This window comes from Serratia sp. 14-2641 (assembly GCF_001692375.1).
Taxonomy (GTDB): Bacteria; Pseudomonadota; Gammaproteobacteria; order Enterobacterales; family Enterobacteriaceae; genus Chania; species Chania fonticola_C.
Window position 1 is genome coordinate 143,688 of the sequence record NZ_LXKR01000002.1, and the last position, 18,072, is coordinate 161,759.

An 18,072-nucleotide genomic window follows, 5' to 3' on the forward strand; every position below is an offset into this window, starting at 1 on the left:
TGCCAAAGATGCAGCCAATTCTCACATTTCTTTTTCGTGGTTAAAAATGATGGGCCGGTTAGGGAGGATTTTTACCAGCGTACTGATGACCGTGGTATTACTGACCACGGCTTCGCCCTAATCTGGCAAAACAGTTACAGGTAAATGTTATGCGTTGGTTGTCGCTAAACGCAGTAAAAGCGGGATCAAAACGTTGTATCTAGATAGCGAGGAATAGCCGTAAAAAACAGAAAGCGCGGTAACAATTTTCGTTCCCGGTCAACAACCGGAAAACGCAAACTGTGCCGCGCCTAGTTAGCAGCAGTAGCGATTAATGCACTGCCTGTGGGGCTTGCCAGTTTTCGTGATAGATATGTACGGCTTGCTCTTGCGTGGTAGTGCGATCGCCGGTCAGGCGGTAGGCCACGGTGAAGGCAAAATCAAACGCGGCCCCCAACCCTTGGCCACTGATCAGATTGCCATCTTCCACAACCCTTTCAGCCACGTAGGTACCATCTTCGATCTCCTGATGCAGATCGCCAGAACAGACATAACGGCGGCCTTGCAGCAGTTTGTTGGCAGCCAGCACGCGAGCGGCGGCAGAACACAGCGGGCAGATCAGCTTGGCAGCACGATCGTGGCGGCGGATAAACTCCACGACCAGCTCGTTTTCCGCCATTGCGGCGGTAGCCTGCGGCCCACCGGGGATCACCACGGCATCGTACAGTTGGTCCATGCGGCGTTCCAACAGAGCATCGGCAAACATACGTATCTGGTGATAGCTGCGCAGCTCCAGCCTATCCTGGCAGGACAGCAGCTCTACCTCTATCTCCATACGACGTAACACGTCGATCACGATAACCGCCTCGGCCTCTTCAAATCCTTCGCTCAGCAGGACGGCAACTTTCTTGGTCATAGCATCTCCAGCAATGTACGGGTTAATAACCCGGGCTCGGCTAGGGTAGCAGATAAAAGGCGGGAGTTTTGTGCGGGAGAGCAAGTGTAAGAAGGGGATCGCGGAAACTTGAATTCCCTCTTAGCAGCTAGGGGGATTCGCGCTATAATCTGCGACTTGCTTCCTGTATCCAGAGGAAGATCCTCGTCCCCGGTGGGGCGGCTGGACTTCAAATCCAGTTGGGGCCGCCAGCGGTCCTGGGCAGGTTCGACTCCTGTGATCTTCCGCCATTCGATGTATTCTGAACTCCACTAAAGTCAATAAATCCCTTATAATAGCAGCATCCGTAGTGCCTACAATCGCGCGAACTATCTGGATGAACGATGGCTGATGCTGCAGTGGTCTTGGATGAAAACAGAGAGAGGCCGGTAAGTTCATTCGATTTTGCGAAACTACACGCCTTGAAATAACTCCATTTGGTCATAGCCCCCTCATTCTAAGTAATAATACGCAAAAAGACATCTAGCCACAAAGATGGCTGGATGTCTTTTTTTATGGCTCGCATGGAACTATATTGATTGCACAGGATACAATGGTAAAAACTCGCTAGACTTGAGCACCTGTTAGCGGATTTCTCCGTACATTCTGATTTAATAGCCTTTGTTACTTAAGTGAAATTTTCTTTCGATAGATAGCTATAAATCACAGCGATGAATAGCATGCGATCAATTAATATTTTATATTATTTAAATAGAAATTATTTGCAATTTTTACCTAAAAATTAGTGATTGCGGTCCAACTGGCATGGGCGTATCCTGATCTGTTTTTTCATGGATAATCTTGGGGTTTTGTTTCGCTTGTCTGTAAGGAGTTTGCTTTGAGTCAATCAGAATGCACTTCTTGGTTAAAATGTACTTCCTGGCTAAGTAATTTTCTTAATCGTAGAGGATTGAGGCAACCGGATGGTCGACCTCTATATGAATATCATGCGACCAACGATGAATACAATAATCTAACTCAGCTGCTTCGTGCGATTGCCCAATCGCAGAGTAATGTTGATGATAAAGGTTATGCTGCCTGTTTTGTCCTTTTTTGCTCTGAATGGTATCGCAGAGATTATGAACACCATTGTGGGTGGACATGGGACCCTATTTATAAAACATTGGGGGTATCATTAACAGCTGCTGAGTTAAGGAATGTTATCCCTAAAGGGATGGAAGGCTACTGGATCCGCCCAATTCGATTTTATGAATCGGAGCGACGTAATTTTCTCGGAACATTGTTCAGTGAAGGAGGGTTACCATTTCGCTTACTGAAGGAATCGGATAGTCATTTTCAGGCTGTATTCTCCCGGATCCTCAATCAATATGAGCAGGCACAACTGGCAGGGTTTTCCGTACTTTCGCTGGTAAGAACCGTCGTAGAAAAGTCAGCATTGCCAACTGTTTTTAGTGAAGACACTTCTGTTGAACTCATCAGCCATATAGCGGAAAAGCTTAGCTCGTTGGTTCTGTTGTACAATCTGAGTAATCATACCGAACCAGTGAAGCAGCTTGATAATGTTCATCCTAAATGGCGGGATGAGTTCCCCATGCCACTGGATGATGAAACAGGCACCCACTTTCTCAATGGGTTATTATGCACAGCTTCTGTAGAAACTAAATCCCGCTTACAAAAAAATAAGGGTACCGGTTGTCAATTCTATTGGTCGGAAAACCATCCGGATCAAATACGAGCGATAGTTTCGCTGCCTGATAAACTCTCTTTCCCGATCATCAGCGAACCCTCAACAACTCGATTCGAACTTGCTATTTATGAAGATGGTGACGAAGTTGCCAGCCTTGGCCCTGTCTATGCCACCCTAGAAAATGCTCATGCCATAGTTCGCCTACGCAAAAGTCAATCGATATTTGCCAGACATGAACCATCTGCGAGTTTATCGTTGGTTGCGCGGGCTGGTGGGATGATTGTTGGTGCAATAAAACTGGATGATAGCGAAATCCCTATTGGCGAGGTACCACTTACTTTTGTTGCTGATGAGGGCCGCTGGTTATTGCAAGGGCAAGCTTCTTGTAGTGTACGTAACAGCGATGTCCTTATTGTTTTACCTCGAGAAAAGACCACTCTTTCGGGATACGAAGCTTCCCTGAGTACAGTGCCAATATTAGGGTTAAAAACACTCATCGTAAAAGGGTGTCAGGAAGTCACTATTTCCGGAGATGAAATATACCGGATACGTACCGGCAGAGAGCAATCTAATCTAGGGGGATTTGATTTTTATGGTAAACGGGTGACCTGGAATTGCCATCCTGATGAAACATTCCTTGGCGTACCTAAAGTTACGGCGAAAAACCTGGATATTGAAGATATACAGCTCAAACGTTACCTGAATGGCATATCGTTAGATGAATGTCAGGTACAAGAGATGATGGGAACGCAATATGTTTCTGTCAGAAATACTAACAATGAAACACTACTACGTCGAAAAATTGGGATATTGCCAGCAGATTTTACTGTTGAAATAAATGGGAGAGAGGAAGCCAATGAAGGCTCTATTGTTATCTCAACACAACATCCCTGTATGTCCGTCTTAAAAAATAAAACACTGGAGGTTGCGCGTAAACGCACGGCGGGACGTACCGAAATATTACTCAAAGCAGAAGGAATGCCTCCTGCGTTTGTCTCTCTGCAAATTTATCCAAATTTAGGAGCAGACCCTATAGAGATGATTCTACCTTTCCCGGCGAAAGGCTGCCTGGTCTTTGATGCAGATGGGAATCCTTTGGATAAAAATATCACTCTGCATGATTTACTTGGCTCCAGAGCCTATTTGTTTGGTAAAAATGGTGAACCGACACGCTTTTCACTGGAATTGCATTTGCGCTCTATAAGTGGGCTACAGGCATGGCATGAATGGCGTTATACGGCGGGAGAACATCCGGTCGAACTTAATTTATATAGCCTGAGAGAGCATGTCGAAAATTTGCTGTCTCTTGAGACGGGAATTGACCAGGTTGTAGAGATGCGGATCAAAGGTGCTGGCGCTGCGATAAGCTGGCAGATCCGCCGCTACAAATACAGTTTGCGTTATGATTACGAAAGAGAACTTCTCATCAGCCAGTCAGCTAATTATCGTGCCAGGCAAATACCTTCTCCTGTCATCATGCTATTGAGCGAGCCGGAGAGGAAAGCTACCCCTTTATCATCAAGAATGAGCGAAGGTGTGTCCGTCGGTGAATATGAGTTGAGTACTATCGTAAACAAAAATGGGCCATGGTTAGTTGTTCCTAAAATGGGTGAGGAAATGTCGTTCCGTCCTTGCTTTATTCGTGGTGAGCCTTCGTTACCTGCAGAGGGAAGTAGCATCCGTTCATTGCAGAAAGCCACCCAACTTTTTAATCCTCAGGCGGAAGTGAATACCATCACGCTAGTGCTCGATCAGATGGCTAACGATCCGGCTCATTCAGGCTGGCAGTTTATGCGTAGCCTGTACGAGCAATTTGGCTATCTACCGCTGGCAACTTTTGAAGTATGGCGTGCACTGGTAAAGCACCCGCCGGCGCTGGCGATGTCGCTCTTCAAATTTGAAATGTTAGCCGATTATCTGAACCGCATAGAGAATGAGTTTCCCATTTTATGGGAGTTCTTTCCCATCTTTGAAATCAAAGCCGCAGCCGAGCGTTTTCAATTGTTTTTGAGTCAAAAAGGTGCGCCGGAAGAAACCCAAACTGCACTAGTGAAGAGTATGTATCAGCGGTTGGGGATCGTATTCCCAACGTATGCCGACGAAATTGAGAAATGGTTAAGCGACAGACAATTACCCCCACCTATTCCAGAGTTCTTAGTTCACGAGTGGTATCTGGAGCTTAGACGTGAGCATAGTGAGGATCACTGGCCAGAGTACGGCTGCAATCGTCTGCATAGCTGGATGATGTCACAAAAAGATCCGGTGATCGACATTTATCCTGAAGCGAATTATCACTGTTCCGTAGCTTGGTTACCCGTCTTTGCGGCGGCTGTTGCAAGCGGTAAAACCTCTTTTGAGACGGTATTTGATCATAAACCTGGTGCCGTGTTTTTCCTAAGGCAGGTCAGGGATTTCGACTCACGCTGGTTTAAGGCCATTTTCCAGTGCAGCCTTCTGCGTTATGTTTCTGAAAAATAAAAAGGAATAAGGATGACTACAGGCTATTTTTCGTCACTGATTGAACAATCGTTGTCTCGTTCAACTGAAGCAACGCTGAGTATCATGGGGGTCACCAACCCACAGTTGCGTGAGCATCTCGCGCAGCAAATGGGCGCCGATTGTGGGCAATCCGGCTCATTCCTTGCTTCCCCAGTATTTCAGCAAATGTTTGGTTGGAAAGAGTCAAACCACACGATGCGTAGCCTGACGGAAGGCAAAGCATTGCTGAGTAAAGCAGTGGTTGATTCATTGGACGATCAGAACAATGGACGCTATCGTTTTGGTGCTGACTGGAAACCCTTTACTCACCAGTTAGCCAGTTGGAAGGCTTTGCTGGAACAGAAACATTCGGTGGTGGTAACCAGTGGTACGGGTTCAGGCAAAACAGAATGTTTTATGGTTCCTGTGCTGGAAGATCTCTACCGGGAGTTGCATGAAAACGGCAACAATCCGCTGGTCGGTGTCAGGGCTCTTTTTCTCTACCCGCTTAACGCCCTGATTAATTCACAGCGTGAGCGTCTGGATGCCTGGACACATGGCTTTGGTAGCGGGATTCGATACTGCCTCTATAACGGCAACACCGAAAATCTACACGCTTCTGTAAAGAGCGAGCAGGCTAAAAGGCCGAATGAAGTCCTGTCACGCGAAAAGATGCGCGAGGTGCCTGCCCCTATTCTGGTGACCAATGGCACGATGCTGGAATATATGATGGTCCGCCAGATCGACGCCCCGATTATCCAGCAATCCAAAGCACAAAAATCACTACGTTGGATCGTATTGGATGAAGCGCATACCTATGTCGGCTCGCAGGCCGCTGAATTGGCACTCCAGTTACGTCGCGTGATGACGGCCTTTGGCGTGACGCCAGATGATGTGCGCTTTGTGGCAACCTCTGCGACCATTGCCGGAAGCGACGCCGAAAAGCAACTGAAAAAATTCCTCTCTGACTTATCCGGCATACCGCAGGAGCGTATTGACGTGCTGGACGGAAGCCGGGTGATCCCGGAACTGGAACCGTGCAAACATGTTTATCACCCGCTGGAAGAAATTGAGCAAATCACCGATACAGAAATTAAAGGCGTAAGTCCGGAACGTTTTTGTTCACTGACACATTCACCTGAAGCGCGTTATTTACGTGAGATGCTGGTCAGCCAACCAAATCCAATGAAGCTGGATGAGATGACGCAGCGGTTGAACTCGCTGACAAAAAAGCATTATAGCCAGCAGGATGTGTTGCGATGGATCGACATTTGCTCTGGTACTCAACCAAATGCAAAGGATCCGGCATTTCTTAAGGTCAGGGCGCATATCTTCCAGCGCAATACCCAGGGAGTATGGGCCTGTGTCGATAAAGAGTGCAGGCTAAAACATAGTACACCGCTGGAAAAAGGTTGGCCTTTTGGCTACGTGTATGTGAACCAAAGACAAAATTGCGACTGTGGAAGCCCGGTTTACGAACTGGCTTTCTGTAATGAATGTAACGAGCCACATCTTCTGGCACGGGACAAAAAAGGCAAACTTGTCCAATGGGAAAATAAAGGCGGCGATGAATTCTCTTTGCAGGATGATGTGCCTGTTGAACATGACGCCACAGACGAAAAAGTTGAGAAAGAGAGTACTTTCCGGTCTCCGCTTATTATTGCCGCAGAAAATACCAGCGTGGTGGGTTATACCCTACAGCGAATGGATCGCCAGACGCGTCGCATTGGGGTTATTAACAATGACAGCATCCCGCTGGTTATTAACGATATTGAACAGGTTTGTAGCGCCAGTGGTTGTGGTTACAGAGGCATGAGCGGGAAACAACCGTTCCGCCGCGCGTTATTGGGCGGGCCATTTTATGTCACCAACATTGTGCCAACCGTTCTGGAGTATTGTCAGGACTTTGTCAGTGGAGAAGGAAAAGAGGGCGTTGGTCCTGATTCGTTACCAGGGCGAGGTCGTCGACTCATCACCTTTACCGATAGTCGACAGGGAACAGCAAGAATGGCGGTGCGCATGCAGCAAGAAGCAGAGCGCAGTCGTTTACGCGGTAGCGTGGTAGAAATCCTGAGCTGGCATCAACGAACACAGACTTCCACAACACCGAATGCCAATGCAGATCTGGAAAAGTTAGCGGCCAGGGCAAAACAGTACCGCGAGCAGGCTGAGGAATATCGAAGCTGGGGAATGCCGGAACAAGCGAAATTGGCAGAAACGCAAGCTGAACAACTTGAACAGGCCATTCAGGCCGCAACCGGTGGTAAAGTTGCGACTATTCTGGTTTCTCGAACCTGGGCGGAAATGGTCAATGAGCTTAAAGATAAAGCCGATATTCGCGGCCCCATTCTGCAATATAACCATTATCTGAAGCCTGAAGTTTTCAATGAAAACGGCGGGCCGCTGAAGCTTTCTGACATGTTGCTTTTCCGGGAATTCATGCGCCGCCCCAAACGGACTAACAGTTTGGAAACGCAAGGATTAGTTCAGGTTGGTTACCAAGGGTTGGAGAAGATACATAAGATCCCGGTGCACTGGCAGGAAAAAGGGCTGACGCTGGATGATTGGCACGATTTTCTCAAGGTTACGCTGGATCTGTACGTTCGTGAAAACAACTTCACACAACTGGACGACGAGTTGAAAAACTGGATTGGTAGCCGTTTTTCATCGAAATTCGTTCGTAACCCGGAATCGAAAGATCCTGTAGATAATCAGAACAAACGCTGGCCACAAATTCGTAACGGCAACCTATCCCATCGTTTAGCGAAGTTGCTCATGTTGGGGGCTGGCTTCAAAACAGCAAATACTGCGACTATTGATATTATCAATACGTGGCTTAAAGAAGCATGGAATCAACTTACAGGGCCACTGGCAGTACTGAAGTCTGATGGCAACCGTTTTTATTTACCGAAAGAACACCTGACATTTTCTTTAATCACGGATGCCTGGATTTGTCCGGTCACCAATAAAATTCTGGATACGGCCTTTAAAGGCTTAACCCCTTATCTGCCAACCCACATTTCGTTTGAACATCTCACCCAGGCGCAATATGACGCTTTTATCGCGCAGAAAGTAACCATGCCGGAAATCTGGAGGCTGGATCGTTCGCAGGAAGACTACGCCCCAGGTCTGGCGAAAGTGCGTGACTGGGTAAGCAAGGAACCGCTGATCATGCAATTACGTTCGGAAAACGTCTGGACGGATATAAACGATCGTGTAGTGGAAGGCGGCTTTTATTACCGCACTGCCGAGCACTCTGCCCAGCAATCGTCAGAACGTCTACAAAGCTACGAAAAGATGTTCAAGAACGGGCAGCTTAATGTTCTCAACTGTTCCACCACCATGGAAATGGGGGTCGATATTGGTGGCATTACCGCAGTGGTGATGAACAACGTACCACCACACCCGGCCAACTATTTACAGCGTGCCGGGCGAGCTGGACGTAGCCAAGAATCGCGCGCGATCTCCTACACGCTATGTAAAGGGAACCCGCACGACCAGCAGGTTTTTGCCAACCCACTCTGGCCGTTTGAGACCATGATCCCGGCACCGATGGTTGCGATGAATTCTGCCCGGTTGGTGCAACGCCATATCAACGCGTTATTGCTGTCTGACTTTTTATGTAACGTCATTGGCGAAACGGATAAAGAGAAAACCAGTCTCGACAGCATCTGGTTTTTCGGTGAAGACGACGGACATTCAAAATGTGAACGCTTTAAAGTCTGGCTTGAACGTCCAGAGCTTGATATCGACCCTGCGCTGGAGCAACTGGTCAAAGGCACTGCGTTACATGGTGCCCGACCCGACCTGCTGCGGGATAAAACATTCAGCGCGATCGATTTCCTGCAACGGCGATGGCTTTCCGTCTATCGTGATCTTGTAGCTCAGGAGTGCGAGTCACAGCCGCAAACGCCTTATCGCAAGCGCATAGAACTTGAGAAAAAACGGCACTGCGGCGAGTATTTGCTACGCGATCTTGCGGCCAGAACTTTCCTGCCAGGATACGGCTTCCCGACAGATGTGGTGACTTTTGATAACTTCACTATGGAAGACTATATCCGTGAAAAATCGTGGAAAAGCCGAGATAAAAAAGATCGCGAAGATAACGTGTCACGCTATAAAGGGCTGCCCTCCCGTAACCTGGGTGTCGCCATCCGTGAATATGCGCCGGGTGCAGAGATTATTCTTGATGGCCGGGTCTTCCGCTCTGCCGGTGTCTCACTGCATTGGCACAATATTAATGCCGACACCAATGAAGCCCAGCGTCTGGATTGTGCTTGGCGCTGTCACAAATGCGGGACCATCGGCTATGAAGAGGGGATGAGCAGTTCCGGGACACTCTATTGTACCAATAGCGCCTGTGGCGAAAAAATCATCATGGATAATCGCCGTCAGGTGCTACAACCTGCCGGGTTTGTGACCGATGCGCATGCGCCAGTGACGAACAATATTGAAAGTATGAAATTCATCCCTGTTGTCCCTGCCTGGGTATTTGTTAAAGCAGAGCCCGTGCCGCTGCCTAATCCGATAATGGGGTATATGGTATCAGGGGCTGATGGGCATGTATTCCAGCAAAGTCTTGGGGAAGGCGGGCATGGTTACGCATTGTGCCTGAGCTGTGGCCGTGCAGAGTCGATGCTGAATGCGAACGATGCACCGAAAAGTATGGAAGCTCACTACCCACCGCGTCCGGGAAAAGCGGATCGCGATAGCCAGAACCACCGTCTGATTTGCCCCGGTTCGACGGCGCTTATGAAGAACGTTACGATGGGAGCATTGGCGCGAACGGACGTCTTTGAAATGGTTCTGCGCAGGCCGCAAAACGGTGAGTATCTCCCGGATAACACGGAAGAGGGGCGAATTGTCGCCATGACCCTGGCGGTTGCACTACGTCAGGCGCTGGCAGGTGTTCTGGGTATCTCCGCCGCAGAACTGGGTTACGCCGTGCGTCCGGTCAGACGGGAAGACGGGCAATCGGTATTAGCCGTTCAGCTTTACGATATGATCAGCGGTGGTGCAGGTTTTGCCTCCAGTGCGCCGTTGCACATCGAGGCTATGTTGCAAGGAATGGTCAAACAATTGGGCTGCCGCCATTGCGATACCTCATGCAGTGAATGCCTGCTCGACTCCCAGACACGCCACGATCACGATTTACTGGATCATAAAGCGGCGCTGGCCTGGCTTGGGGATGACTTCACGTACTACATTGGTTTACCGGCTGAGGAGACATTCTCGCTACCGGATGCCCGTTACTGCCCGGGAGCCATTGGCGATACCATTCGTCGTGCGATTAACGAAGGGGCTGAAAAACTCACGCTGTGGATGAACGGTTCGCTCAATGAGTGGGATCTCTATGCCCGCCAGTTCCGGGCGGCCATTCAGAGCTACCGGGTAAAAGACAACGTCGCTGTCGACCTTGTCATCCCTGCTGGCGTGGATGACCCGGAACTGTTGCATGAACTTTCGCAGTTTACTGCTCTGGGTGTGCGGTTGTGTCATACCGAACAAGAACTGAATTTGCCGATTGTTGCACAAATCGACTTTGCCGATCGCGTGATGACGCTGGCTTCACGCAGCCAGCAAGCAACGATTCCGGGGCCGGGCTGGCATCTGAATGACGAGCTGGTGGTTCGCAGCTTCGGTTATCAACCGGTAGCGCTGAACGAGTTTGTTCTACCAGGCAAAGCCGCGAACTATGTTGAGCGGGTAAAAGACATTCAGATTCACAAACAATTGAATGGCCCGCTTTCGCAGTTCGGACAACGCTTCTGGGACATGCTGTTTAACGGCCATGAAGAAGCGCAGTCTCTGATGAAAAACAAACGAGTAACCCGCGTTCACTATACCGATCGTTATCTGCAAAATCCGGTGGCGTTGGCGCTGCTAGGAACATTACTGAAACCGCTTAAGCCATTACTGACTGATGACGCAGAACTGACGCTTGATACGCTGTTTAAGCCCAAAGCTCGCCTCGGTAACCGACCATCCCATGACTGGATGAGCGAAGCGGATTTTCAGGATTTCGCCGACCAGTGGCTTGCGGCAGCGATGGGAAGAGCAATAGAACTGACGGTGTTCGACTCTTCACGTAATATTCCGCATCATCGTAAGCTGACTGTAACCTTTGAGGATGGTCAGACGTTGAAGATCCGCTTCGATCAAGGAATGGGATACTGGCGTATCGGCTTCCCTTATGTATGGCGTAATTTTGACTTTTCTGATGACGTGACCTTTCAGCTCGGCAAAATGGCGCAAGCCTGCCAGGAGGGGAAGGTGCTTAATAGTGAGGAAAGCTGGGCAACGGATGTACTGGTAGAGGTGATGAAATCTTAATCGATTAGCGCTCCCAACAGTATATTGGGAGCGTTAAAAATGCACGGATCAACGACGTGCAAAAATAACCATTACGCTTTTTTACGTGCGTTTTTTTTACTGCCACTGGCGGCGCGTTCGGCCTTGATTTTTTCTAACAAGGCAGTCGCGCTGTTTTCACCGCTGATGAGATCCGGATTTTCAGCACGCCACTGGGCGGTGAGTTCACCACGGAATGCCTTTGCCAGGATTGACTGAGTCAGGTTGTTGACGCGGGCTAAGGCGTTGTTAACCTGCTTTTCAATGGTGTCGGCGTAGGCGAAGAGCTGTTCGACGCGACGGACGATTTCGGCTTGTTCTGGGAGCGGAGGAAGTAAAAAACTAAGTCCTTTGATTGATGTTTGGTTAATAGTATTTTGTCCTGCACTGGTTGACAAACTATTGCGTAGATAAAATCTACCCTCGCCTTCATTTGCGATATAGGTTAAAAATCTAGATATAATTTTATTCGAATCTAGGCGTAACCGTATAAAATGATCGCAGAACCCTTCAATATCGCCGATTGATTTATATTCAATAAATCTGCCCGCTAGATCTGCACTTCCATTCACTCTTATAACCAAAATATCATTATCGTCTAATGAATATTTACTTTCTTCCTTGGAGTCTAATTTTATTTTTCTTTCATTACCTTTTATTCGCTGAGCATCCTTAAAATCGGCCAATCTCAAGATCGTAATTTCATTACCATCCAAACCTTGCCTCTTAGCTAACCCATTACAGGAGTCGACGATTAAAGCACCCAGATTTGTATTATGCCAGTCAATGAGGCTATGGCTATTTCTAAATGATCTTGTCAGTTTCCCACTCACTGCTGCAGCCAATACCGCCTGACGAAAACGTTTCAGGATTTGTGGAATTTTCTCAAGGCGTGCTTTGGTGCTGCCTACCTGCGCCAGCAGAGTGTCGAGTTTTTCAGCGATGATTTTTTGTTCATTAATAGGAGCACAAGGAAAATCGCAGTCTCTAATTCTAAATAAAGCAAGCTTTGGTTGGCCGCTTGATGTCGTTTTGTCATTAAATTGTTCTATTGTTTTATTAGACGACAAAACAAATTTTAAATATTTTTTGTCAGTACCTAAAATTGAGGATAGCTTTGCTGCGTTTTCTGTTAGGTTAGCATTATCAAGTTGTGAAGGGATCTCGCCGACGAGTCCAATTGTGCCAGCAATGCTAATATATAGGTCATTTTTACTTATGGTATAATTGCTGATAGCAGAAAAAGTTTCTGAATCTAAATACTTAATATTGGATAGGTTTACACTTCCATTTTCGAAGTCAGTAACTCTGATATATGGATATTCTGTCTTTGAATTAAGTAAAGCTTTCCCTTTTGGAAGCCTTTTTCCGCCTTTTACTTCACATATTACGCCGATAGTAGTGTTTACCCACCCCTCCGGCAATTTCCCCGCACTCATTCCTTCACCTCACCAAATTCAGCATTCAGCAACTGGCGCTGCGCATCCGCCTCATCGCCCGCCCCCAGTTCACGCATCAGTGCATCCAGCTCGCCCAACGCCTGCACCAGCTCGCCCATTGCTTCTGCTGCCAGTACGTCCGGTTCAGGCAGGCTGTCGGCGTCGATGCTGTCTTTATCTTTCAGCCAGGAGATATCCAGCGAATCGGATTTGGCGGTACGGATCCACTCGCGACTAAATTTGCGCCAGCGGCTGGTGGCAAGGTGTTGATCGGTGTTTTGGTTCTCTTCGCTGTCGGCAACTTCGCTCTCTTCGGCGTTAAAGCTCCACTCGCCTTCGGTGCGCGGGCTTAAGCCGTGTGGATCCTCGCCATAGACTGTTTCAAACGGCTGCAAGTGCTGTTCGGTAAACGGCGTGCGCTTGCCAAAGCTCGGCATATTGGTACGCAGGTCGTACACCCACACATCGTCGGTGCAGTTCTTATCCTTATTGGGATTCGCCACTGTGCCTTTGGTAAAGAACAGCACGTTGGTCTTCACTCCCTGGGCATAAAAAATACCGGTCGGCAGACGCAGGATGGTGTGCAGATGACACTTATCCATCAGGTCACGACGAATGTCGGTGCCTTTGCCTCCATCAAACAGCACGTTATCCGGCACCACCACCGCCGCGCGGCCGCCGGGGTGCAGGGTTTCGATAATATGCTGCATAAAGCACAGCTGTTTGTTACTGGTCGGGTGCACGAAGGTGCGGGTAATGTTGGTGCCCGCGGCGCTGCCAAACGGTGGGTTGGTGGCGACAATATGCGCCTGCGGCAGGTTTTCGCCGTCGCTACCCAGGGTGTTACCCAGACGGATCGCACCACCGTGGTCGAGGTTACCTTCAATATCGTGCAGCAGGCAGTTCATCAGCGCCAGACGGCGGGTGCCGGGAACCAGTTCTAGACCGATGAATGCACGATGGATCTGGAAATCCTGGGTGTCGCCATCAAGGTCATCGAGATCGTTGGTCTGCGATTTAACGTAGCGGTCGGCTTCAATCAAAAAGCCCGCTGTACCCGCTGCTGGGTCCTGTACCACTTCGCGCGGCTGCGGCTTCAACAGATGGATAATGGTTTTGATCAGCGGACGCGGGGTGAAGTACTGGCCCGCGCCGGATTTTGTTTCGTTAGCGTTTTTCTGCAGCAGTCCTTCGTACATATCACCGAAGTCGTCGCGGGATTTACCGTGGCTGCCGTTGTACCAGTCCAGTGAATCCATATTGCTCACCAACTCGGTCAACTGCTTTGGCTGAGTGATGGTGGTGTTGACGTTCTGGAATACCGCCTGCACCAGCTTTTTCTCGTCTGCGCCCAGATGCACCAGCAGGTTACGGTAGAATTGCAACTGCTCCTGGCCGATGCGGGATTTCAGGTCATCCCAGCGGTAACCCTCTGGCAGGTATTCCGCTTCCTGGCCAGTCTCTTTGCACATTTTCAAAAACAGCAGCGAGGCGAGTTCATTCACGTAGTTTTGATAGGAGACACCGCCATCGCGCAGGTTGTCGCACAGCTTCCACAGCTTGGCGACCAGATCGTTATTGTTCATTGTGGGTTCCGTGAATTAAGCAGCGGCCCCCATTTATCGGGGCCACAGAAGAAGGAATTGTCGGGGATGATACCTTGTCAGGCCAGTTCATCCCATATGTAATCGCTGAATTTATCGAGCAGGGTATCGAGATTATCGTCAAAGGTCCTTTGCAGCATCGCCTTCCCGCCGCGACGGTGGAAGTTGCCGGTTTTGAACACATCGTCGTCAAGCACCACTTTCTCTTTCAGCGCGGTGGCTAAACGGTCGAGCCAGCTAAGCTGTTCGCTGTTCCAGTCGTTTTCGTTATTAATACGCTCCAGCGCGTGATCGACGCGTTGCTCAAACGGCTTCAGCGCATCACCTACCGCCGCACGGCGAATATGTCCAATCAGACGGGCGGCGATATCTTCATTGCGCGTCTCTTTCCACGCTTTGCGCAGGGAAGACTCTTCAAAATGCTGGCGATCAAACCACTCCTGTAACTCGACCAGCCCTTTGCGGGTGAGATCGTGAGGGCGATTGATCACAGCCTGCAATGCAGGCTGTGCGTTGGGGGAACGTTGCACCAGCGAATCAAAGGCTTCGAGGAAATCCTGCGGCGTATCGTAATCACCGTACAGCGATTTAACACACACTACCTCATCGTCGATATCGAGGAAGATCGGCGCATCGTTCAGATTGTTGATGTCTATCTTCAGCTTTTCCAGACGGGCAATAAAGCCAGGCAGTTTGTTAAAGACTTCAGCACTCCAGTGCGGCCCTTTTTCCCGTAGGCGTGAGGCGAAGCTGCTAAAGTTAACGCCCGCCGCGTCCTGGCATAGCTCATCCAGACGACGCACCTGTTTATCTATCGTTTCGCTGCGGTCACGGTTAAACGTTGCCAGGCCGATAATGCGCTGGAGCTTCGCCACCAGTTGTTCATGGCTGTGCTCGGCAAAACTGCGGCCGTCCGCTTCGGTGATTTTATAGGTTTCAGAGTCGGTGATTTCATTCACCAGCGTTTGCAGTTCCACTTTCGGGCGCACCACCACCGGACGCATGGTATCGACACTCTCCAGCGTGCTGTAGATATCGACGCAGTCGAAAATCTTAAAGCTGGTTTTCGCCACCGCCGGACATAGACGCGTAGCACGGCCTTTCATCTGCTCGTACAGAATGCGGCTGCGTACCTTGCGCAGGAAGACAATGTTACAGATCGACGGAATATCAACGCCGGTGGTCAGCAGGTCGACGGTAACCACGATATTGGGCAGCCGCTCTTTGTTAAAGCGGGTGATCATGGTTTGCACTTTCCGCGCGTCTTTATCGGCATCACCGGTGATCTTGATGATCGCGTCGTGCTCCAGTTGCGGATACTTTTTCTTAAACGCGGTACGCAGTTCTTCCACCACCATATCGGCATGGGCATTGGTGACGCAGAACACCAGCGTTTTTTGCTGTCCGGTGGGGTTAAGGTAGTTGGTGAGTTCGTTACAGACGGCGCGGTTAAACGCCGGTATCACCAGGCCACGGTTAAAGTCGGCTACCTCAAAATCCTGATCGTCTTCCAGAGTATCGTTAATCACTTCACCTTGCGGGCTGATGCGCTCAACCTGCTCGCCTTTGGAGAGATAAACGCCATCTTGCGCGTTGCGGGTGGTGATCTGAATCGGCGGATCCTGGTCGTTCAGATAACCGTCGATTACCGCAGTACGGTAGGTGTAGCGGTAAACCGGTTCACCGAAAATCCCCACCGTATGCAGCGCTGGCGTAGCGGTCAGGGCAATTTTTACCGCATCGAAGTGGTCAAGAATACGGCGGTAAGCAGAGACGTAATCAAGTTGGCTGCGGAATTGCAATTCGCCCTCGGTCTGCTCTTTATCGAGAATATAGCCGCGGTGCGCTTCGTCGACGACGATACAGTCGTAACGGGCAACTGGCATCGGTTCATCCGATTGCAAAGTGCGTTTGACCAGCGACTGAACCGTGGCGACGTGAATTTTAGTGCTATCTTCCGGGAATTTATCTGTCAGCCCTTTGATGTCAAAAATGCTGTTGAAGGTGTCCCCGTTAATACGCGTATCTTCAAACGCCCCCAGCGCCTGCTCGCCGAGCGAGCGACGGTCAACCAGGAACAGGATGCGTTTGAAACGCTGGGACTGGATCAGGCGGAACATCAGGCCAATTGCGGTGCGGGTTTTACCCGTACCGGTGGCCATAGCCAGCAGGATCTCTTGCTGGCCATTGACGATAGCCTTTTCCACCGCGCGAACGGCATCTTCCTGATAATAGCGCAGGCCCAGCTCGCTCATCCCGGGGTTATCGGCAAACCACTGATTTTGTTTCTGCGGGTCGCTGCCTAGCATCTCCAGCAGCTCTTCCGGGCGATGCCATTCCGGCAGCGCTTTCGACATGTTACTTGCGTGGCGGACGTCTCGATACCAGATGCCGCTTTTCGTCTTCATCGCCGCACGGTATTCACGCCCGTTGGTGGAGTAGCAGAAGGGGATTTTAAAGCGCTGTTTGCCGCTGGTGTCCTGCCAGCTGATTTCATACACCGGTGCAGCTTCGTGTACTTCGTCTGGGGCGTAGTGCTCCAGCAGTGTGTCGCGTAAGAACACGTTATCGAAGTATTTACTGTAGCGATACGACTCATTGAGTTTGCCGGGAACGTCGATATTTTTACGTTTCGCTTCAACCACCGCGATGGGCTTGAGGCCGACGAACAGAACGTAATCCGCAAAGCCCTGCTTACCGGTTTCATCTTTGCCGGTTGGCCACTCAGCAATTGCTTTATTAACACCCGGCTCCGGGCGTGCACCTTTGGCGAAGCGCAGCGCTTTACTGTCCGCCTGCCAGCCCGCTTTACGCAACTGCGCGTCAATCAGGAAGCGGCTCTCTTCTTCGCTAAGGTTGATCGCACGCTTGATGGCCTGATCGGTGATCTCTTTATGGTATGCCTTACGTTCCTGTTCGGTCTGTTTCGCTAGCTCGGCGTCTTTTGCCGCGAGCTGGGCCTCCAGCGCGGCAACGCGAGCTTTAGTTTGCGCGTCGGTTTCCTGCTGCTTACCTTCGAGAATAGCAATGTAGCCGTTGAGTGCGACTAACCTCTGCTGCTGTGCTTCCAGTTCGGCTTGGCTGTGGGCTTTCTCTTGCGTCTTTTGTTCCAGTTGCTGTTTGAGCGACAGGACTTCGGTGTGATAGCGATCCTCGCCGGGTTCAGGTAAAACAAAAACCGGAACCGGGAAGTCGTAATCTTTGGTCACCAGACGGTAGTACCATATCCCCAAACGGAAACCGAGCCGCAGGCACATCTGGGCGTCGTCAAGATCGTTATGGTACTCGTGTACCGCCTGGTTCCCAATTCGGCGCAATTTGTGGAATACAGAAAGGATGTTGTCATCAACGAAGGCAATTTTGCCCAGTTCACGCAGAAGATCGTGTTGATTCTCACAGAGGGGGATATCTAGCAGCAAGCCAAGATGTTTAGCCGTCGATTCGCCAAACATACGCATTTTAACCAGCGTGGTGTTGGGATCATCCGGGTAGTTATTTTCCGCCGCACAGGCGATGGCATAGGTGAAGTCGTTGACGCCCTTCAGGAACTCAAAATTGGATTTAGTCATCATTAAGTATTGATCCATCGCTGTGCAGGCCTATCCGTACATTTACGCCCGTAACATTTTATCTTAGCTT

6 protein-coding genes and 1 tRNA gene are annotated in these 18,072 nt (G+C 49.7%); 3 read left to right on the forward strand and 4 right to left on the reverse strand.

Going from position 1 to position 18,072, the window contains the following annotated elements:
* Positions 1 to 310: 310 nt before the first annotated feature.
* On the reverse strand, positions 311 to 895 hold the full coding sequence (locus tag A6U95_RS03360) for a DJ-1/PfpI family protein (RefSeq protein ID WP_021181316.1): 585 nt from the start codon (positions 893 to 895) through the stop codon (positions 311 to 313).
* A 174-nt stretch (positions 896 to 1,069) separates the two neighbouring features.
* On the opposite strand from A6U95_RS03360, the gene A6U95_RS30970 reads away from it, so the two are divergent.
* The 3 genes from A6U95_RS30970 to A6U95_RS03370 all read left to right on the forward strand — a co-directional run bounded on the left by A6U95_RS30970 (position 1,070) and on the right by A6U95_RS03370 (position 11,372).
* Positions 1,070 to 1,164: transfer RNA gene (locus A6U95_RS30970), tRNA-Sec, on the forward strand.
* 587 nt (positions 1,165 to 1,751) lie between these two features.
* Positions 1,752 to 5,039: an STY4851/ECs_5259 family protein gene (locus tag A6U95_RS03365; protein WP_065683463.1), complete on the forward strand. Its 3,288-nt coding sequence runs from the start codon at positions 1,752 to 1,754 to the stop codon at positions 5,037 to 5,039.
* A gap of 12 nt (positions 5,040 to 5,051) precedes the next feature.
* Positions 5,052 to 11,372 carry a DEAD/DEAH box helicase gene (locus A6U95_RS03370; protein WP_065683464.1) on the forward strand — a complete coding sequence of 2,107 codons (6,321 nt, stop codon included), beginning with the start codon at positions 5,052 to 5,054 and terminating at the stop codon, positions 11,370 to 11,372.
* A gap of 71 nt (positions 11,373 to 11,443) precedes the next feature.
* On the opposite strand, the gene A6U95_RS03375 is transcribed toward A6U95_RS03370, so the two are convergent.
* The 3 genes from A6U95_RS03375 to hsdR form a co-directional block, all read right to left on the reverse strand.
* Positions 11,444 to 12,829 carry a restriction endonuclease subunit S gene (locus tag A6U95_RS03375; protein ID WP_065683465.1) on the reverse strand — a complete coding sequence of 462 codons (1,386 nt, stop codon included), beginning with the start codon at positions 12,827 to 12,829 and terminating at the stop codon, positions 11,444 to 11,446.
* Entirely contained in the window at positions 12,826 to 14,415 is a 1,590-nt protein-coding gene (gene hsdM / locus A6U95_RS03380; RefSeq protein ID WP_065683466.1) for a type I restriction-modification system methyltransferase, read from the reverse strand. The genes A6U95_RS03375 and hsdM overlap by 4 nt, the downstream gene beginning before the upstream one ends.
* A gap of 77 nt (positions 14,416 to 14,492) precedes the next feature.
* A complete protein-coding gene (gene hsdR, locus A6U95_RS03385; protein WP_065683467.1) occupies positions 14,493 to 18,005 on the reverse strand; it encodes a type I restriction-modification system endonuclease in 3,513 nt (1,170 codons plus the stop codon).
* Between the last annotated feature and the right edge of the window lie 67 nt (positions 18,006 to 18,072).